Genomic DNA, 17,965 nt, shown 5'->3' with positions numbered 1-17,965 from the left:
GTGTCCAGGGGACCGGCGTCGGCGGCGAGCGCACGCGCCGACACCTTGCGATCCCAGGCGATCACCGCCGGCATGACTGTTTCTGACCTGAGCGACCGTGCCTGGCTGGCGGTCGAGGGACCATCACCTCCCGCCACCCTGCTCGTGGGCGCCTGGCGTTTGATTGGCCAGGTCTTTCACCGGGAGCATCGGATCGTAAGGCCAGACACGGACCAGGAGCCCTGGAGCTACGAACGCAAGCTGCTGGCGCGCTTCTGGGGCCGGTTCGTGGGCGTTCGGATATCGGGCGAAGGCGAGGTGGCGGAGATCCTGCGTGATCCTTGCGGCGGCCTGGACTGCATCGCATGGGAGGATGACGGTCTGACGATCGTTGCATCCGAGGTGCCGGCCTGGCTGCCGGTTCCGCGGTCCTGGAGCATCGCATTCGATCGCGTCGCCCAGGCGCTGGATGACCCTTTGCTCGTGTGGGAGGACCTGCTGCTCGACGGTCCGGTCGCCATCCTTCCCGGAACCGTCCAACCGGCCCCCCTGAAGACCCTTCCGACCGCGCTTTGGACGCCTGCAGCCATCGTCCGGCGCGGCGCGACGCAGCCCGTCAGCGACGCCGAAGCCGCTGCGGCGCTGACCCTGGCGCTCGACGACGCCGTGCGGGCCCTGGCCCTCGACGCCGGCCCGCTTGCCGCGGAGGTGTCGGGTGGCCTTGATTCCAGCCTCGTGGCCGCCAGCCTCATCCGCGCGCGCAAGGACGTAGCCCCATGGATCAATCTCTATGGAGCGGAGGCCCAGTCCGATGAACGTCCGTATGCCACCGCCCTCGGCGCCGCGCTCGGTATCGATATCGTCAGTGTGCCCCATGCCAGCGGGCCGTTGAACGAGGCCGATTTCGAAGCCATTTCCCATGGCGTCCGTCCGGGACTCGCCGGGATCGACATGCACCACGACCGCGATTGGGCCGGTCGCCTCCATGCCGCGGGTGCGACGGCGATCATGACCGGCCGGGGTGGGGATTCCATCCTGCTGCAGGGTGCGACGGCTGACGTGTTCACGGATCTCTGGCGCGCCCGCGGCCGGAGAGCGCTGACCTCCCCCGCCCTCCCCGGGCTCGCCAGGCTCAATGATCGATCGATCTGGTCCCTGATCGCAGGCGCGCGAAGACCGACCGAAGCCCGCCCTGCGCGACGCAACGAGATGATCACACCAATCGGGCACACGACGATTCCCCACTGGCTTGGCGATTGCGCCGATCTCGGGCCTGCGAAGATCCTGCAGATCGCCGGCCTGATCGACGGGATCGGCCGCCAGTCTCCCTCCCTGCAGAGCCGGGTCGTCAATGTGCTGACACCCCTGCTATCGCAGCCGGTCGTCGAGACCTGCCTGGCCCTGCCCGCCACACAGCTCGTCCTCGGTCAGCGTGACCGGGGACTGGCGCGCTCGGCGTTTCGCGATCGACTGCCCCCGATCATCACCGAGCGCCGGACCAAGGGCGAGATGTCCGCCATCTATGGCCGCATGGTCGCCGAAAACCTCGACTTCCTGCGGCCGTGGCTTCTGGAAGGTCGGCTGGCGGAGGCCGGCCTGATCAATCGGGCGGCCGCGGAAACCATGCTCTCGCGAGACAATCTGATCTGGCGCGGAACCTATGGGGAAATCATGACGGCCGCGGCGGTTGAGGGGTGGGTACGAGCGTGGAGTCGGCGTCTGAGCTCACGGTAGCGACCGGGACGTCGCCGAGGGTCTCCTCCAGCCAACGAAGCATCTGGTCATAGACATCGAGGATATTGGCCGGGCTGATGTTGACGTGTCCCTCGCCCCAATAGGTGATGAGGCGGGCCCGGCCACCCTGGCGATTGATCACGCTGAACACCCGCTCCGCCTGGGACATCGGCACATAGTCCCGATCCGCGGTGATCAGCAGGATGGGCGCCGTGATCCGGTTCGCTGTCAGATAAGGGCTGGCTTCAAGGTAGCGCTCGCTCGCCGTCCACGGCGGCCCCGGCATTCCGCCCTGGTTGGCCTCGACCCAACCCGTCTGCTGTCGCAGGGTGAGGCCTTCTTCCGGCATGGCGCGGCTGGCCGGGGTGAACTCACCCCAGAGGCCCAGCAGGTCGGTGGCCGGAGCCCAGGCGATGTAGGTCTGGTACCGCGTCGATCGGCCCGCCGCGGCAACTGCGAGATATCCGCCGAAGCTGTGCCCCAGAAAGGCTGTCCGGTCTCGCGGGAGCCTGGGCCAGGCCGCCCACAGGGCGTCGACCGCCAGATCCGTATCGGTCAGGAAGCTCGCGATACTTCCGCTCCCTGATGCGGCGACCGGAATCGAGGGCGAGAGGACGGCATAGCCCTCCGAGGCGAGCAGGGCGGCCCGCGGCCCGTAGAGCAGGTTCGGCGGGCTCAGGAAGCGCCCGTCATCGACCGCCCCGGGATAGGCGAGAACCACCACGCCCCTGGCCTCTTCCGGCGGCCGACCCGGCGGCAGGAAGAGCCAGCTTGTCGTCGGCCGCCCCGAGGCGTCCAGGTGCGGCACGGGCACAGGCCGGGACAGGGAGAGGTCCGCAAACCCCGCATTGACCCGGTCCAGTTTGCGGTCCTCGCCCGGGACCGCCAGCCTGAGGGTCTCCATTCCGCGATCGCGGGTGATCACGAGCGCCGCTCCAGCCGTGGCGGACAGCACCATTGTTTCACCGGAGGGATCCGGCACCCCCAGCGGAACCGGGCGTGCTTCAGCCTGCAAGACAGCCATGCCTCCGGCGCCGTCGATCGCCAGCGCCCAATCCTGACGGGGCGGCGCGTTGACGCGCAGCCTGACGGGCTTCATCCGATCCGCGGTCCGGGCATCGGACCAAGCGGCCTCAGCGGCGCTACGGCGCGCCACCCCGCCTGCCCCGATCTCCCACAGGCCGCCGCCCGCAAAGAGGAGCGCCGTTTCGTCGCCAATGGCCGATAGTCGGCCCGGCGCCTGGCTCAGGTCCGCCGTCAGCGCGCGTGGCGGTTCTCCAGGAGCCAGGGCCTGCCAATCAAACCGGGAGGCCTCTCGCCGCCGGGCGTAGAGAACAGGCGTCTGGCCGATCCAGTCCGCGCGCACGCCGGCGAGCTGGTCGATGTCGCCGCCCGGCGGGAACGGGTCGAGGCCGTGCCGATCAATACGGACGAGCGCGCCGTCTCGCTCCACGCGCGCCAGATCGCCGCCAGCCCAGGGTTCTCCATCTCGCCGGACCCAGACCAGCAAGGCGTCGGAGGTGGATGTCCACCGCAGCAGGTGCGGCGCCACATCCAGACCGGCGGGCAGCGAGGTCGCCCGTCCGCTTGCCACCTCGATCAATTCCAGCCGCCCCCGCTCGGGGTTGCCGAACTGACGCACGCCGTCGGGACTGATCGGCACCGGAGAACCGGCGCGCAGCACCGCGATGGCACCACCATCCGGGGAGACGGCCCAATCCCGAATCAGACCGGACGTCAGGGGGCGGACCTCCCGGCGAGCGATATCAAGCAGGACCAGCGACCGGTCGCGCGCGGGCGTTTGCGCCGTGGCCGCGCCGCCGAGCGTGTCGACCACGGTCCGGCTCGGTTCGCGCCCCCGGGCCTGGGCCGACCACTGGCGCGCGATCTCGGCCTGGGCTCCCCCTGCATAGCGAAAGAGCCATGGCAGCCGCGCGTCCTGAAGCACCGTCAGTCCAAGCCGGTCATCATCAAGCCAGGCGGCGGTTGAACCCGTAAACGGTGCATCCGGCGTCAAGCCGGTCCACCAGACAGACCGATCGGACATCTCGACCACGCCCGCCTCGAACCGATCGTCTCTGAGCCTGTAGATCAGCAGCCGCCGCCCTGACGGCGACCAGTCCCCGAGGAGCAGGCCGGGGCCCTCCGAAGCCGGCAAGAGACGCTCCGGCGACCTCCCGCCGCCGGTCTCCGCGATCCAGAGTTCGCTGAGGGTCCATACCGACCGGTGATCGAGGTCGAAGGCCGGGGCGGCGTCGTATGCCGCGCGTCGTTCATAGACGGCCCATCGCCCGCCCGGATCCAGTGAAGCCGCGCCGAAAGACGACATTGAGACGACATCCCGGATCGTCATGGGACGACCCTGGGCGTGGGCGGCGGACGACAGGCAGGCAAGCGTCAGCGCGACCGCCGCGAGGCGACGCAGGAGGACGATGATCATGGCGCACTACCAGCGCTTGATCATCTGCAGGGCGACGGTGCGCCCCAGGACGCTGGCCTGGGCGGCGTCGAACCCGTACCCCGCCGGCGAGTCGTAGAAGGGCGGATCCTCGTCCGTCAGATTCTGGACAGAAAGCGCCAGCTGCAGACCGGCGAATGGCCCCGACTCCGCCGACCACGACGCGCGGACGTCAATCGTGTTCCAGGCCGCGATCTCCTGCCCGGCCAGGCCCTCATAGGCCGCCACGTGGTTCCAGTGAGCGTCGAACCCCCAGCTTTCGTACGACCAGACAGCGCCGGCGCGGGAACGAAGGCGGGCCGGATATCCGACAAGGCCCAGGACGTCGCGTACATCGGCGGTCGGCGTGGGCTGGATGTCATAGTCGATCAACCAGGAGGCGGAGGCGTCAAGCGAGAGAGTATGGCTCCCCGTCAGCAGCGGGTAGCGCGCCGACAGATCCAGACCCCGAACCGACACGGTGCCGGTATTGACCCAACGCCCGTCGAGGATGGCCCCGTAGGCTGTCGGCGGGAACAGGGTCCCGCCGGCGAAGTCCGGACGGTTCAAGTAGCTGTTGACCAGAGCAAGGTCGGCCGGGTTGTTGGCAGGATCGACGAGCGTCACGAAGGGCTGGAGCGACGGGTCGGTCAACGCGCGGGCGATGTTGGCGGCCACAGGCTGGGCGATGCGGTCGCTGAACTCGGTGCTGAACAGGCTCGCGCTCAGAGCGCCGCCGCCGACCGGTCGGTAATCAAAGCCGAATGTAAAGGTCTCCGCGGTCTCCGGCTCGAGGTCCGGATTGCCGCCATAGAGATACAGGGAAAGGACGTTCGCGCCCGCCCGCGGCACGGAGGTCACCGAGATGGCCGAGGCGTCATGGAGCTGTGGCAGGCCGGGCGCCCTGAACGATGTGCCCCACGAGGCCCGGACCGACACGGTCTCGAGCGGCGACCAGATCACGCCCAGTTTCGGATTCGCCGTGGAGCCGAAGTCGTCGTACTCCTCCAACCGCCCCGCGAGCGAAAGCTCCAGACGCCGGACCCCGGCTCGGGCATTCCCCTCCCCCACCAGCGGCACGCGCACCTCACCGAAGATGGCGCTGATCTTGCGATCCTGCTCGGGCGTGATTGTCAGCACCGGCGCAACGGTCGAGCCGAGACTCTCAACCTGAGTATTGAAGCCCTCGCGCCGGAACTGCAGACCGACCGCCGCCTGTACCGGCCCTGCGGGAAGATTGAAGAACGGTCCGGTGAGCAGCAGGTTGGCCGAACTGGCCCGGCTCCGATCGTGGGCCCGGGTGTAGCCGCTGCTGATGAAGTCCAGTACCGCACGACCGTTCGCGGTCCCTTCTCCGAACGGGTTGAAATAGCCGTCCACTGCTGCCCGATAGGGCGTCGCCGGATCATCCGGAATATTGCCGAGCGCCTCGTTCAGGAATCGCGAGTTGACCCGCCCTTCCGTCCCGGACGAGCCCCGTTCCTCTGCATGTGCCAGATAGGCCTCCAGCGACCAGTCCCGGCCGAGATCCAGAGCACCGCCGGCGGTGACGCCGAGACTTCGCGAGGAACCGAACCGGTGCGGCGGTCCCAGGTCCCGGTAGAACGAATAACCGATCGTGTGGGACGCCGCCCCGGACGGCGACACGAACCAGGGATTGGCGCTCGTGACGTTGAACACGGCCGGCGTCGTCGCCCCTGCGATGCTGTAGTCCCTTTGGCTGAAGCGCAGGTCGGCCGTGAGTTCCAGGCGCTCGCCGAGGCTCTGCCGGATACGGCCGTAGACGCTGCTGCGTTCGGTTTCGGGGGAGAGATCCTGCCCCTGGGCCGTCGCCTGCAGGTTGGCCTCCCCTGCCGCGAAATCAGCCGGGGTCGTGGCGGCGCCCGAGGGACCGGGCCGTATCGCCCAGCGGGAGACGTAGCCCCTGGCCACCGGGTCGAAGGCGACGATGTTGCCGGGCGAGGCGAACGGCGTCCGGTGATCCGTACCGCCGAAAGGTCTGAGGTCCCCGTCCGCGGTCCAGGGCCGGTCCAGAGAACTGAAGGCGTTCACCTGCTGGTATTCGTACGACAGCAGGGCCGACCCGGTCTCCCAGGAGGTTCCGGCGAGATGCGATACCATCAGGTCCTCGGCCCCGCCGTCGGCGGCGCCAAGCCGAAGCCGGGATTCCTGGCCATTGAAGGCCCGGCGCATGATCACATTGACCACGCCGGCCACCGCATCGGCGCCGTAGAGGGCGGAGGCCCCGTCGAGCAGGATATCAATACGTTCGACCGCGGCGGATGGCAGGGCCGATACGTCGGCGAACTCGCCCCGGTAACCCGTGCCCGCGAGCCGGCGGCCATTGACCAGGACCAGGGTGGCGTCGGGCCCGAGACCGCGCAGGTTCACACCGGTGGCGAACACCGAGTTGGACCCGGCTCCATCGACCCCGGCCAGGGTCGCCGTGGGATTGGCCGAGCCGGCGTAGTTCTGGGGCAAGTCCTTCAGGATCTCGGCCACCGTGGCGGGCCCACGGCGATCCAGATCGTCACGATTCAGGACGACGACGGGCGAGGCGAGTTCGCCAGACGTCTTCAGCAGGGTGCCCGTGACGATGACCTCGTCCAGCAGGACGGGGCCTTCCGCCGCCTCGGACGGCCCGCTTCGGCGCAGGAAAATGACCCCCGGACGCGTCTGGGACCAGGACAGGCCCGACCCTCGCAAGAGAGTGTTCAATGCCTCCGGCGGCGCATGGCGCCCTCTCAGTCCCGGTGTCCGCAAACCGGCGACCAGATCCCCGGTGAAAAATATCTGCTGGTCCGACTGGGTCGCGAACAGATTCAGCGCGTCTCCCAGCGACCCGGCCGGGATGTTGAAGTCGCGCGCCTCCTGGGCGCAGGCCGTCGTGCTGACGGCGAGAACACAGGCGAACAGCGCACTGCAGGACAAAAAACTCGAGCGACTCATATTCATGGCTCCCCTCCCCGCCACATGGCGTCAGAGAAGAGACGGTTCAGACCCCGGGTAACCCCGGAGAGGTTTCTCAATTATTTTTTCGCTCCGAGAGGCGGACGGTTCCATCCGGCCCCGGAGTGACTTCAAGTTCGAATACCTGCGAGGCCGTGGAGACGAAGGCCTCCCGGTCTCCTGTCCTGAACACCCCGTTGACCGGCACGGCGTCCAGTGAGGTAGCCTCCAGTTCGATCTTCGCCGTCAGATACCGGTTCACTTCGGCCACGGCCAACCGCAGAGGTGTGTCGCGGAAGACGATCCGCCCGTCCGTCCAGCTGGTCTCGGCCTGCACATCGACTGAACGGACGGCGACCTCTCTGGCGGTGACGCGGGTATGTTGGCCAGCCACCATCCGCTGCACCGCCCTGCCCTCCCCCGCCGGCGCCACATCGACGACGCCGGACACCAGGGTCACGCTGACGGCGGCGGCGTCACGGCGAACATCGAACACTGTGCCGACCGCCGTCACCTGTGTCCCACCGGCCTGGACGACGAACGGTCTCGCCCGGTCGTGGGCCACAGTAAATAGCGCCTGTCCGCGCTCAAGATCCACGAGGCGCTGGTCGCCCGCGAACCGAACCCTGACCCGCGAGCCCGTATCCAGCCGGATCGACGACCCGTCGGCCAACTGCACGACGCGCTGCTCGCCCACGCCTGTGACGAAGACCGTCCTGCTCTGCATCCACGCCCAACCGCCCATCGCCAGTGCCGCCGCCGCGCCGACCGCAGCCAGTCCCAAAAGGCCCCGCGGGACAGCACCGGACCGACCCGTGCCGGCCTTGCGCGACATCGCCGCATCAAGGGCCTCCAGGATGGCGGGGTCGTCCGCCAGCTTGCCCGTATCGGCCCAGACCTTCTCGACGCGGCGATAGGCCTCGGCGTTCGCCGGCACCGCGCGCCAGGCGAAGAATTCCTCAATCGTGCCGGTGCTGACGTTACGCGCGCCCAGACGGGCGTGCCAGGCGGCCGCCTCTGTCTCCGCGGTTTCAACCCGGATCGTCGGGCCGGTCATGGTGCGCCCCATCTCTAGCGCCGAAGCTGGGCTGCGCAGTGAGCCAGGGCCTTGGTCATGCGCCACTCAACGGTTTTGGGAGAAATCCCGAGCTGCTCTCCGATCTGAGCGTTCGTCAGACCGCCGAACCGGGATAGCACAAAGACATCGCGTAGGGGCACAGGCAAGCTGAGGACAAGCTGTTTCGCCAGTACCTCGTCCGTCTGAGCGGGCATCTCAACGCCCCACCCGTCCAGTTGACCGACTTCACGGGCGCAACGAGCCCGACGATCTCGTCCGGCATAAAGGTCCGCCGCCAGATTTGAAGCGATGCGCAGCAAGAGCGCTTTGGGATGCCGGACGCCCTGAGCGACTTGATACGGGCCGACCCGCAACCAAGTTTCCTGAAACAAATCCTCCGCATCCTGAACGCCGTATCGCCTTACCAGCCGAGCCTTCAGCCAAGCGGCGTAACGATCGTAAAAGGCCGATATGCCCCCCCGTCCGGGATCACCTAGTCGATCAGAGCCGTGGGACACGGATGTCTCCGCCTAACAGCGTATCGGCGAGTCACTTCAACTGGCCGTTCGAGAATCTAGCGGACAGCCAGAATGGTTACTATAGTGACTGGCCCGATGCGCTCAAATCCGTGCGCCTATGGCGATGGAGTTGCGGGCTCAATTTGGTCAGAACGTTCGGCGAGCTCGGCTCTGGCGAGAGATCACGATCGAAGCATTGGCCGAGGACGCTGGCCTGTCTTACAGTTACCTCGGCGAGATCGAGCGAGGGCTGAGAAACCCAACCTTGGCAGTCATCGAAAGACTCGCGGTTAGCTTGGCGGTGGAGCCGCATCTGCTTCTGCGGCCATTGGAGGCCCAATAAGGCTATCGGGCACATCGCACATGTGCGGTGTCTTCCCTTCCCACACCACGTTCGCGAGCGAAGTTACTATAGTAACTGGCCCAAATTGCCGATCTGGCTGTGTTAGCCGGGATGGGTCTAGCGGCAGATTTCGGACGGAATGTGCGTGAGCGACGGCAGGCCGCCGGGATCACCCTGGAAGCTTTCGCTCACGATGTTGGGCTGTCGTACAGCTACGTTGGGGAACTGGAACGCGGTCGCCGTAACCCAACCCTCAAAGTGGTGGAACGCATCGCGATTGCGTTAGGTGTGGATCCTCTGAAACTCCTCGCTCCCTAGGCACCTATGGCATGCCGGGCTCGGCTCGCGGCTCATATGCGCCATGAGCAGACATTGGCGGCCGCCTGCAAATCAGACGTTCCCTGAGCCTCAAACCAGACACCAGCCCTGTCGCCAGCGCCTGAATGACGTGATGCGCGCAAGGATACCGCCGTCGGAAGTGGACCGGGACCAAACCCGGCTTCCCCGCGCTCGCGTCAGCCGATAACGACGAGGCCATGACCCTGCCCTCCTCTTCCGTCCTCTTCAACGTTCCCACCGTCGGCGATGTCGAGATCGAACTATGGTCGACGCGCTTTGCGGACTGGTTCTCCGGTCTGACCGTCACCGACGGTGCCGGGGTCTTTCGGTCGATGCTGCGCGACCATGGCCGCCGCGCCGGAGAAAACACTCCACTCGATCCGGAGGTAGTCGCCGGGCTCGGAATGACGGCCGTCCATGAGGGCGCCTCGGCCTTCCTCGCCGCTGCAGAACCGCACCTTAGGCCGCGCTGGATTCGGGACCCGGCCCCGTCAAACCCCGGCGGGGTCCGCGAACGAACCGCGGCCGAAGTCGCGGACATCACGGCCGGACCTGACGAAGACGAACTCCAGCGGCTCGCCCGGGTTCTCGCCTTGGCGGCCGAAGACGCCAGGCTGGGCCGCCGAAACCGGACCGCCAAGGCTGCAGCTGAGGTCTCCAAAGCCGCACGCGTTGGTTTGACACCCTCGATCCTCGCCCAGGCACGGAGCCTCAGCGGCCTAACGAGTCTTGGCCAGTTGAACAACATGATCGCGGATCTCCCGTCCAACCGGCTGAAGGGCCTGATCAGCCAGACGAGTGGTATCGGTGCGCTCGTCCAGCGTCCCGGACTTCTGACAGGCATCCGGTCTGACGTGATCCCGGCCTATCTTCGGAGTGGCGCGCTCGGCGCACTGCAACAGAAGGAAAGCATCCTCAGAAGCGCCGGCCTGCTGGCCGCACCCCAGAAGGGGATGCTCGGTCTCGCCCAGGGCGGCGTCTATAACCAACTGCTCGGCGGCGCGTTACGGGATTTGTCGGCTTCCGGTGCCCTCGCCTCGATCCCGAGGCCGGCGGACTGGCTGAAAGATATCAACGCCGTTCTCGGACTTGGATTGACGGCCCAGATACTCGCCGCCGCGGCGTCCATACAGGCTTCGCCGCTGAACCATCCGCCGGAGCTGAGCGCCTTCATGCGGCCCGGCTGGCAGGCCACGGCCGCGATCGGCATGGCGCACGACGACGCCCGGCCCGCCGCCCGCGCTGTGCTGGCGACCTACGACGAGGCGGAGGACCTGGAGAACGAACTGCTCGTCGCAGCCGTCGCCATCGCTCACCAGATCGATGCATCGGAAGGGTCGCAAGAGACGACACCAGAGGAACTTGTCGCAGTCGTAGAAACCATCTGGGACCAGTTCCTTGCCCTGAGAGAAGGCCTGACCGAGGAGCTCCGCAATGCCGGTCTCGTTGCGGTGGTCGCCTGCGCGCTAGGCCTGGCCGGTGTTGTCGGGACCGGTATGGCCGTTCAAATCGCCATGTCGGGTCCAACGGCCGCCCAGCTTGAAACGGTGATGAAGGATTCCGATGCGGTCCTGCGCGAGGAGCAACAAAAGACGCGGGACGCTCTTCAGAACGACGCCCGCAGCCTGCGCCGCGTCACTGAGCCGTGCACGGCCAGGACGGCTCCCGACCGTGATGCTCCGGCGATCACGACCGTCTACCCCGACGAACTGATCCGGGTCACAGACGAGCGCGGCGACTGGGTCAAGGTGGAAGTCTACCAGTACGGCCAGGACGCCGTGATCACCGGCTGGACGCCTCGTAAATATATCGTCCACCGGGAGGGCTGAAGTTCCCCGGTCACAATCTCGCAAGGGGGGCACCCTAGCAGAAAAGCTGCTTTCGCATCGCGGAACGCACCCGGCTAAGCGTACCGCAATGCTCGTGACACGCCAGAGACGAGCGGGATTCCGATTGCCCTGACTAGGTCTTCCTGCTCGTACCGATAATATCCGGGACGCGCCAGAAGCGGTCGTTGGCTGGTAGTCCGCAAGTTGACATTCAGCGGACACGTTTGCGCGTTCGTCACCTACGGCTCCAGCCGCGTCCAGCCCTTGGCCCACGTCATAGGGTGCCCCGAAAGCGATCGGGTTGCGGGGCTATACCAACGCTCATATCGGGCACCCTCGTATTCGACGGCTGTCTTGCTGACGGTGTTGGGAAACGCCAGATCGAGTTTCGCCTCGAGTGTCTCGTGCTCTGTTCGAACCAAAAGCCCGACAGCCTTAAGGGATTGCGTCACTTCATCGAGACGCTCGCGGGCCAGACGCACTGCGGTCTGATGTTTGTTGGGATTGTTGCCGTCATAGGCGTCCTGGCGTTCAAGCGCGGATTGCAGCGCCTCAGTTGCCGTCCGGAGATCATCTAGCGTCAGCGTAGTCATTTGAACCTTCAGGCGGCGGGGAGCCGGTGTGTTTGCGGATCAGCACGGTCCGCCAGCGTCTGAGCGACCGCCAGAATGGAGAGGTGAGCGTATTCCGCCATGATCAGGGCATTCAGGCTGGACTGCGAGCTGGCATAGACCACCAGCCCGTGAAGCGTTGCATGTCGATTGGGCACGGGATCGGCCGCGACCTGCGCCAGCCGCTCCGGCGTCTTTACGTTGGAGTACAGATGGTCGGCGAACATACGGTATAGCTTGAAGCTCAGGACGCCCGTGCGGGTCAGGTTCGACGTTCCCAGCGCTCCCACCGAATTCCGCAGATCGCGAAGACTGGCCTGCGACGTCACACCGGCCCCGTTCAGAGTTTCTCGCGCCTTGCGCTCAATGTCTGGAAACAGGGTCCGCGGCGTTGCACGGAACAAGCGGTTGCGGTGGGCGACAAGAGCCTCGTCGAACGTCGCGAGCGTCTCCGCATCGAAAGCGTAGGTCTCGATACGTAACCGAAAAGCCGCCTCAACCATCGGCCATTCCGCATCATAGTAGTCGCCGACCAACCGTCCCGCGACAGCAGGGTCCGGTTCCGAGGGGTCCAGAAGATGGAAAGGTGTGGTGTGATGAGGAAGCCAGCCGCTCTGATCGAGGGCATGATAGCGGGCCCAGGTTTCAACGAGCGAGGTCAGCAGGGGCTCATGAGCCCTGATCCACTCTCGCGCCTTCTGGGCGGCCAGCCGCAAAACCTGGAACACTTCAAAGAAGGCGTCCACGTTCGTTTCGGTTGAGGCCGCCTTCGCCAGCTCGGTCATCGCGCCTCGTCCCCGCATAGCGTCGCCCGGCGACCCCGATCGGCGTTCGCAGAACTTACGAGACACAGCGGAGCGTGCAACGTCCGACCACGTCGGGGCCAGACAGAACAACTTTGACTAGCGGGAGCCCAACAGCGACCATGCTGCAGAGGCTTCTGACGAAGCGAGAGCGATTCCCGCGGACACCGAATGAAATACGCCTACGAGGATCTCAGCCCCGAACAGTTCGAAATGCTCGTGGTCCTGATCTGCAAGGTCTTGCTGGGCGCTGGCGTGCAAGGCTTCGCGAAGGGGCCGGATGGTGGGCGGGATGCGAAATTCGTGGGCACGGCCCAGCTCTATCCCAGCACGGCCTCGCCTTGGAGTGGGCCGGTGATCGCCCAGGCCAAGCACACGATCGGCTACAACAAGAGCTTCGGCGAGTCGGATTTCTTCACCCCCACGGGCGCCAACACGGTCATTGCGGAAGAGACGCCGAGGATCATCGCGCTTCGGGCCGCCGGGGAGCTCGACTTCTATATGCTGTTCGCCAATCGCCGACTGCCGGCGGACGCCGCCGCCAAGATCCGCGCCCACCTTTCCAGCGCCTGCGATCTGCCAGTGTCGTCCATCGCGCTGTTCGGCATCGACGACCTCGACCTCTTCCTCAAGGCCAATCCCGGGGTCGCGGACCTAGCCAACCTGGACCCGGTGGATTCGCCCCTCATCGTGAGCCCCGACGAGCTTGCCGAGGTCGTCACCGCACTGGCGAACAACAAGGATCACTTCAGCGACGCCGTGGACACCCCGCCCGTTCCACGCGTTAGCTACGAGGCCAAGAACGCCGTCAACAATCTCACGGACGAATACGCCAAAGCCCTGCGTAAGCGCTATCTGAAGGACACCGCCCAGATCCGATCCTTTCTGGCGGCGCCCGAGAACGAGGAGATTTTGAGGGCCTATGAAAGCGTGGTGGAAGAGTTCGAGCTGGCTATTATCGCCAAGCGCAAGGGCCACCAAACTTTTGACGAGGTGATGGAGCATCTGCTCGCCCTCCTGTTCGGGCGGGATCCCATCCTGCGCCAGCGACCTCACAAGCGATTGACCCGTGCAGTGCTGTTCTACATGTACTGGAACTGCGACATAGGCAGGGAAGCGGATGCTTAGACCGAGCAAACACGCTCACCCGGATCGAACGGTGATCAACGTCGCCATCCTGCTTTTGGCGCGGCTGCGGTCGCGCCGGCTGGAGGGTTACAGCGAACTGCGCGCATTCGCCAAGAAGGCGGTGGCGGGCGGCGACACCCTCTTCCTACCGTCCCTGAACTTCCTTTTCCTCCTTGGTCTGGTCGAGTACCGACCCAAGACCGACGCGATCGAGTATCTGGGGCCGCAATGAGGCTTTCCCGATTCTATAGCGATCAGCCTGAAATCTTCTCCCCGATCGATTTCGTCGCCGGGCTGAATGTCGTGCTGGCAGAAATCTGCCTGCCCGAGAACCAGCAGCGCGACACCCACAACCTGGGCAAATCGACACTCGGCCGCCTCCTGGATTTCGGCTTCCTCGCCGGAAAGGATCCCAAATTCTTCCTGTTCCGCTATCCCCAGTTCAGCGCCTTCGTCTTCTTCCTTGAGGTCGAACTTGAGGACGGCAGCTATCTGACGGTTCGGCGCAGCGTGGCGGACGCCACCCGGATCGCGTTCAAGAAGGCCGTCGTCGGTCAGCAGGATTTCTCGGCGCTGGGCGAGAGAAACTGGGATCACTGGGACGTCCCTTTCGACCGCGCCAAGGATTTGCTCGACAGTCTGCTAGACTGGCGCGCGTTGAAGCCGTGGGGATACCGCAAGGGCCTCGGCTATTTCCTGCGCTCCCAGGACGATTTCCGCGACGTGTTCCAGCTCAAGCGGTTCGCCAACGCCCACGCCGACTGGAAGCCCTTCCTCGCGCATCTTCTCGGCTTCGACGGTGATCTGGTCACCCAGCACTATGCCAAGGAAGACGAACTCGCCGAAAAGGTGCGGATCGAACAGACGATTCAGAACGAACTCGGCGGAACGGTCGTCGATGTCAGCAAGATTGAGGGCATGCTCCTGTTGAAGCAGCAGGATCTCGACCGAAAGCAGGAGCTGCTCGACGCCTTTGATTTCCGCACCGACGACAAGGCGCAGACCCGAGCGCTCGTTGACGAAGTCGATCAGCGCATCGCGCATCTCAACGGTCGACGCTACACACTGCAGGCCAACCGCAAGAAGATCGATCAATCGCTGAAGGAGGATCAGATCCTCTTCAGCCCGGACGAAGCGCGAGAGATGTTCGCCCAGGCCGGCGTGCTGTTCGAAGGCCAGATCAAGCGGGATTTCGATCAGCTCCTCAGCTTCAACCGCGCGATCACCGAGGAGCGACAAGGCTATCTTGAGGAAGAGCGCGGTGAGATCGACGTCGAGCTCAAGTCGGTGAACACCGAGCTCACCGCGCTTGGCAAACGGCGGTCAGAGACCTTGCGGGCCTTGAGCGATACGGATGCCTTCCTCCGCTACAAGCGAATGTCCGCCGAGACGGTGACGTTGCGCGCCGACATTACGTCCCTGGAGCGTCAGCGCGGACATTTGCGCCGCCTCCAGGAACTGCGGCACGACATCCGAACCCTGGTCGCCGAGCATGGCGCGCTCCAGGAACTCATCGAACAGGACGTCGAGGCCCAGAACCGTCAGCCGACGTCCCGCTTCTCGCAGATCAGGCTCTTCTTCAATGAGATCATTGAAGAGGTGCTCGATCGCAAGGCTCTCCTGAACGTGTTTCCCAACACCAAAGGGCACTTGGAGTTCCGCGCGGAGATCCTCGACGAAGGCGGGAACGCGACCAGCGCCGACATGGGCTTCACCTATCGCAAGCTGCTCTGCGTGGCCTTCGACCTGGCCGTTCTCCGCGTGCACCTGAGCGACCGCTTCCCGCGCTTCGCCTATCACGATGGCGTTCTGGAATCGCTTGATGACCGGAAGAAGGAGCTCCTTCTGACGGTGCTCCGGGCTTACGCGGCCAGAGGTCTTCAGTCGATCATCACCTTGATCGATTCCGACCTGCCCAAGCGGACCGAAGATGAGCCCGTGTTTGACGACGCCGAGATCATTGTCCGGCTGCACGACGAGGGCGAGCAAGGACGGCTCTTCCGCATGCCTTCGTGGTGAGGCCCGGAAGTCTCCTTTAGTCGTCGGCCTCCATCGCGTGTCGATCGGGCTCTACTGCGGCCAAGAAGGCCAGCATGTCTGGAGAGACCGGGCCTTCGACACGGAAATCTCCGAACTCGGCGCGAAACGCAGCCCAGCGCGATCTGAGGACACCCGTCCGACGGCCAGCCGGGCAGACCCAGACCCACTGCAGCGCCCAGGCCGCCGGGGCGTTCGAATACTCCCGCCACCGGAACACGACACAGCCGACAATGGCACCGTCGGCGCGGGTCATCAGGAAGCCGCGCGCGCTATGGTCCTTCTCGTACTGAGCGCCCCAACCCACGAAGCTGTAGTGGGTCTCCAGCCTGAAGAGCAGAGCTCGCTCATCAAGCGCATCCTGCTTCCACCGCGGCGATCGTGACGTCACTCGCTCGGGATCCGCTTCCGCAGCCATGGCGGCGACCATGTTCGGATCCGGCGCCGGGTCCAGATAGACCATCCGCTTCCGATGTTCTTTTCGGTGTGAGGCGCTGGAGTCAGGATCGCCGCGATACCAAGTCAGGCCGCAGTCGCTGCAAACCGTCTTCACCGGGGACTTGCGGTTGCGAAAGCCGGGCCCCGTCACCTCGCAATGGGTTGGCGCACCGTCCTTCGTGACCCAAGTCTCCACCTTGTGCCCATTGCGCAAGACCCATTCGCGGACGTCGCAGTGCGCCAGTCTGGGCTCCGCCGAAAGGCTGACCTTCGCTTTCCGCCGGGTCCGGGCGTACCAGAAGATGTCCAGTTGAGAGGACGTGATCAGACCGCGCCTGGGCAACCGCGGAAGGAGAAGCTCGACGAGGGGCGAGGGGTCGATCTCAAACCCGAGGCTTTCCAGGAGGATCAGCAGGCTGGCGGCGTCATCCGCTGCCCACGCAGGTGTGTAAACGACGCCGAGGCTGCGAGCGTTCGGCCGATGAACGGTGTCGCGCAACGGCGCCCCCGCGACCGCCGAGAGCGCTTCGAGATGGGTGGTGTCGAGGTTCTCGGCCAGCCTCGGATCGGTCAGGAGCAGGTAGTCCTCGAACTGCCAGGTCGCGAAAAATCCCTCCTTCACCACCCTTGCGAGGAGTGACGAGGCCGCTGACGGCGACCGCGTTCGCGCGGGCGTCTCAAGCGCCTGTAAGATCGCCGCCAAGAGCTCAGCGCTGACATCCATCGCGATCTCTCCCATGCCTCTCGCCTCCCGTCCCTCGCGGAATCGGCCTCGGCGCCGACGATACCGGTGGACGGTTCGCCCCTGAGTTCGATGTCCGACTTGTTTCAACCACCAGGATCGGTGTCACTAGGGCACCGATCGATACATCGCAGAACCTGTGGAGCGTGCATGGACCAATCCGATTTCGACGCCTTCGCTGTGATGGCCGGCGAGGAGATGTTGAAGCGGGCGGGTGAGGCCCTTGGCCGCAGACTTTCGGCCCGAGGTTTGACCGACCTGGCGGCGGTGTCCCCGGATATCCAGGAGCAGCTTTACCGCGAGGCCGTGATGGAAACCGCGGTCCACGTGCCCGGTGTCGATCTCGCGATGCTGAGCCGGGTGCTCGACGGCATTTTCCGATCCGATCTGAGCGACGCCGTCCAGCGTCTCGTCGGCGAGAGCGGCGAAGTCTACGACGCGTTCGACTTCGCATCAGGTGTGGACGCCGCTGTCCTGATGGCCTTCTTCGGCCTGCCCGTTGCACCGATGGAACGGGTATCCGGAGCGATAACCTCTCCCCTCACCAACGAGATCGATGCGGTCGTCGAGGCGTTCGCCACCTCAAAGGCAGACCTCGTCGGATACTCGTCTGCCCTGGCTCCGTTCTATGTCCTGATCACCGATTGCCAGGACACGATCGCCCAGGTGCTGAAGTCTGAACCGAAGGCCGCGCGGATCGCAGACCTTTTCGCGCGAGATGGCCTGCCGTTGCCAGAACCCCTCGGCGTCCCCTTCGTGAAAGCCTGCTGGATCTTCCGGCGACGTCCCAATGATCGTGTCGGCGGCTTGATGTATCTCGACCCCCGCGACGACTGGGGCTCGTACTTCTTCTTCGCTGGGTTCGTCGAAGACGGCGAACCAAAGGGGGCCGGACCGGACGGCCTCAAGCCCATTTCCCGGCAGCTGCTGTATGCGCTTCTACGATCCCCGGACGCTCACTCGTTCGTTCAGGGAACCCCGAAGCCCATAACGCCGACGTCGCACTGAATCACTCCACGCG

At 65.3% G+C, this 17,965-nt stretch carries 15 protein-coding genes; 8 read left to right on the top strand and 7 right to left on the bottom strand.

Annotation, left to right across the window (positions count from 1 at the left end):
* Positions 1 to 72 precede the first annotated feature (72 nt).
* Positions 73 to 1,713, top strand: coding sequence for an asparagine synthase C-terminal domain-containing protein (locus AAC067_RS06555; protein WP_339930733.1), 1,641 nt, complete (start codon positions 73 to 75; stop codon positions 1,711 to 1,713).
* Here the strand turns inward: AAC067_RS06555 and AAC067_RS06550 are convergent.
* From AAC067_RS06550 to AAC067_RS06535, 4 genes are all read right to left on the bottom strand, one after another.
* Positions 1,649 to 4,153, bottom strand: coding sequence for a prolyl oligopeptidase family serine peptidase (locus AAC067_RS06550; RefSeq protein WP_339930731.1), 2,505 nt, complete (start codon positions 4,151 to 4,153; stop codon positions 1,649 to 1,651). The two genes, AAC067_RS06555 and AAC067_RS06550, sit on opposite strands and share 65 nt — an antisense overlap.
* A gap of 6 nt (positions 4,154 to 4,159) precedes the next feature.
* Positions 4,160 to 7,099, bottom strand: a complete 2,940-nt coding sequence (locus tag AAC067_RS06545; protein WP_339930730.1) for a TonB-dependent receptor — start codon at positions 7,097 to 7,099, stop codon at positions 4,160 to 4,162.
* Between the two features lie 76 nt (positions 7,100 to 7,175).
* Positions 7,176 to 8,156, bottom strand: a complete 981-nt coding sequence (locus AAC067_RS06540; RefSeq protein WP_339930729.1) for a FecR domain-containing protein — start codon at positions 8,154 to 8,156, stop codon at positions 7,176 to 7,178.
* 14 nt (positions 8,157 to 8,170) lie between these two features.
* The gene (locus tag AAC067_RS06535) at positions 8,171 to 8,674 is read right to left on the bottom strand and encodes an RNA polymerase sigma factor (protein WP_339930728.1); all 504 of its coding nucleotides are present in this window, start codon (positions 8,672 to 8,674) and stop codon (positions 8,171 to 8,173) included.
* 118 nt (positions 8,675 to 8,792) lie between these two features.
* Here AAC067_RS06535 and AAC067_RS06530 point away from each other — a divergent pair, with 118 nt between their 5' ends.
* From AAC067_RS06530 to AAC067_RS06520, 3 genes are all read left to right on the top strand, one after another.
* The gene (locus AAC067_RS06530; RefSeq protein WP_339930727.1) at positions 8,793 to 9,017 is read left to right on the top strand and encodes a helix-turn-helix transcriptional regulator; all 225 of its coding nucleotides are present in this window, start codon (positions 8,793 to 8,795) and stop codon (positions 9,015 to 9,017) included.
* Positions 9,018 to 9,128: 111 nt separating this feature from the next.
* Positions 9,129 to 9,335, top strand: a complete 207-nt coding sequence (locus tag AAC067_RS06525) for a helix-turn-helix transcriptional regulator (RefSeq protein ID WP_292062164.1) — start codon at positions 9,129 to 9,131, stop codon at positions 9,333 to 9,335.
* Positions 9,336 to 9,553: 218 nt separating this feature from the next.
* Positions 9,554 to 11,185: an SH3 domain-containing protein gene (locus AAC067_RS06520; RefSeq protein ID WP_339930726.1), complete on the top strand. Its 1,632-nt coding sequence runs from the start codon at positions 9,554 to 9,556 to the stop codon at positions 11,183 to 11,185.
* Between the two features lie 239 nt (positions 11,186 to 11,424).
* Here AAC067_RS06520 and AAC067_RS06515 read toward each other — a convergent pair whose 3' ends face one another.
* Together AAC067_RS06515 and AAC067_RS06510 are read right to left on the bottom strand one after the other, a co-directional pair.
* Positions 11,425 to 11,778: a hypothetical protein gene (locus AAC067_RS06515; RefSeq protein WP_292062169.1), complete on the bottom strand. Its 354-nt coding sequence runs from the start codon at positions 11,776 to 11,778 to the stop codon at positions 11,425 to 11,427.
* Between the two features lie 8 nt (positions 11,779 to 11,786).
* The gene (locus AAC067_RS06510) at positions 11,787 to 12,581 is read right to left on the bottom strand and encodes a hypothetical protein (RefSeq protein WP_292062170.1); all 795 of its coding nucleotides are present in this window, start codon (positions 12,579 to 12,581) and stop codon (positions 11,787 to 11,789) included.
* Positions 12,582 to 12,770: 189 nt separating this feature from the next.
* Between AAC067_RS06510 and AAC067_RS06505 the strand changes: the two genes are divergently transcribed.
* From AAC067_RS06505 to AAC067_RS06495, 3 genes are read left to right on the top strand one after another with little or no spacing between them, the layout of a single operon-like run.
* The gene (locus AAC067_RS06505; protein WP_339930724.1) at positions 12,771 to 13,727 is read left to right on the top strand and encodes an ABC-three component system protein; all 957 of its coding nucleotides are present in this window, start codon (positions 12,771 to 12,773) and stop codon (positions 13,725 to 13,727) included.
* Positions 13,728 to 13,758: 31 nt separating this feature from the next.
* Complete coding sequence (locus AAC067_RS06500) at positions 13,759 to 13,959, top strand: ABC-three component system middle component 8 (protein WP_292062174.1); 201 nt, start codon at positions 13,759 to 13,761, stop codon at positions 13,957 to 13,959.
* Positions 13,956 to 15,746 (top strand): DUF2326 domain-containing protein, encoded by a 1,791-nt coding sequence (locus tag AAC067_RS06495; protein WP_339930721.1) that lies wholly within the window; start codon positions 13,956 to 13,958, stop codon positions 15,744 to 15,746. The genes AAC067_RS06500 and AAC067_RS06495 overlap by 4 nt, the downstream gene beginning before the upstream one ends.
* A 16-nt stretch (positions 15,747 to 15,762) precedes the next feature.
* Here the strand turns inward: AAC067_RS06495 and AAC067_RS06490 are convergent, their stop codons facing one another.
* Positions 15,763 to 16,941 (bottom strand): hypothetical protein, encoded by a 1,179-nt coding sequence (locus tag AAC067_RS06490; protein WP_339930719.1) that lies wholly within the window; start codon positions 16,939 to 16,941, stop codon positions 15,763 to 15,765.
* 153 nt (positions 16,942 to 17,094) lie between these two features.
* Between AAC067_RS06490 and AAC067_RS06485 the strand changes: the two genes are divergently transcribed.
* Complete coding sequence (locus AAC067_RS06485; protein WP_292062181.1) at positions 17,095 to 17,952, top strand: hypothetical protein; 858 nt, start codon at positions 17,095 to 17,097, stop codon at positions 17,950 to 17,952.
* Positions 17,953 to 17,965 lie beyond the last annotated feature (13 nt).

Origin of the sequence: uncultured Brevundimonas sp., assembly GCF_963977465.1 — a bacterium.
Classification (GTDB): Bacteria; Pseudomonadota; Alphaproteobacteria; order Caulobacterales; family Caulobacteraceae; genus Brevundimonas.
This window is presented reverse-complemented; position numbering and strand designations above follow the sequence as displayed.

Bases quoted from the DNA above. Each gene is read 5' to 3' on its own strand.
- AAC067_RS06555 (WP_339930733.1), top strand. From the start codon at position 73: ATGACTGTTTCTGACCTGAGCGACCGTGCCTGGCTGGCGGTCGAGGGA.
- AAC067_RS06550 (WP_339930731.1), bottom strand. From the start codon at position 4,153: ATGATCATCGTCCTCCTGCGTCGCCTCGCGGCGGTCGCGCTGACGCTT.
- AAC067_RS06545 (WP_339930730.1), bottom strand. From the start codon at position 7,099: ATGAGTCGCTCGAGTTTTTTGTCCTGCAGTGCGCTGTTCGCCTGTGTT.
- AAC067_RS06540 (WP_339930729.1), bottom strand. From the start codon at position 8,156: ATGACCGGCCCGACGATCCGGGTTGAAACCGCGGAGACAGAGGCGGCC.
- AAC067_RS06530 (WP_339930727.1), top strand. From the start codon at position 8,793: ATGGCGATGGAGTTGCGGGCTCAATTTGGTCAGAACGTTCGGCGAGCT.
- AAC067_RS06525 (WP_292062164.1), top strand. From the start codon at position 9,129: ATGGGTCTAGCGGCAGATTTCGGACGGAATGTGCGTGAGCGACGGCAG.
- AAC067_RS06520 (WP_339930726.1), top strand. From the start codon at position 9,554: ATGACCCTGCCCTCCTCTTCCGTCCTCTTCAACGTTCCCACCGTCGGC.
- AAC067_RS06515 (WP_292062169.1), bottom strand. From the start codon at position 11,778: ATGACTACGCTGACGCTAGATGATCTCCGGACGGCAACTGAGGCGCTG.
- AAC067_RS06510 (WP_292062170.1), bottom strand. From the start codon at position 12,581: ATGACCGAGCTGGCGAAGGCGGCCTCAACCGAAACGAACGTGGACGCC.
- AAC067_RS06505 (WP_339930724.1), top strand. From the start codon at position 12,771: ATGAAATACGCCTACGAGGATCTCAGCCCCGAACAGTTCGAAATGCTC.
- AAC067_RS06495 (WP_339930721.1), top strand. From the start codon at position 13,956: ATGAGGCTTTCCCGATTCTATAGCGATCAGCCTGAAATCTTCTCCCCG.
- AAC067_RS06490 (WP_339930719.1), bottom strand. From the start codon at position 16,941: ATGGGAGAGATCGCGATGGATGTCAGCGCTGAGCTCTTGGCGGCGATC.
- AAC067_RS06485 (WP_292062181.1), top strand. From the start codon at position 17,095: ATGGACCAATCCGATTTCGACGCCTTCGCTGTGATGGCCGGCGAGGAG.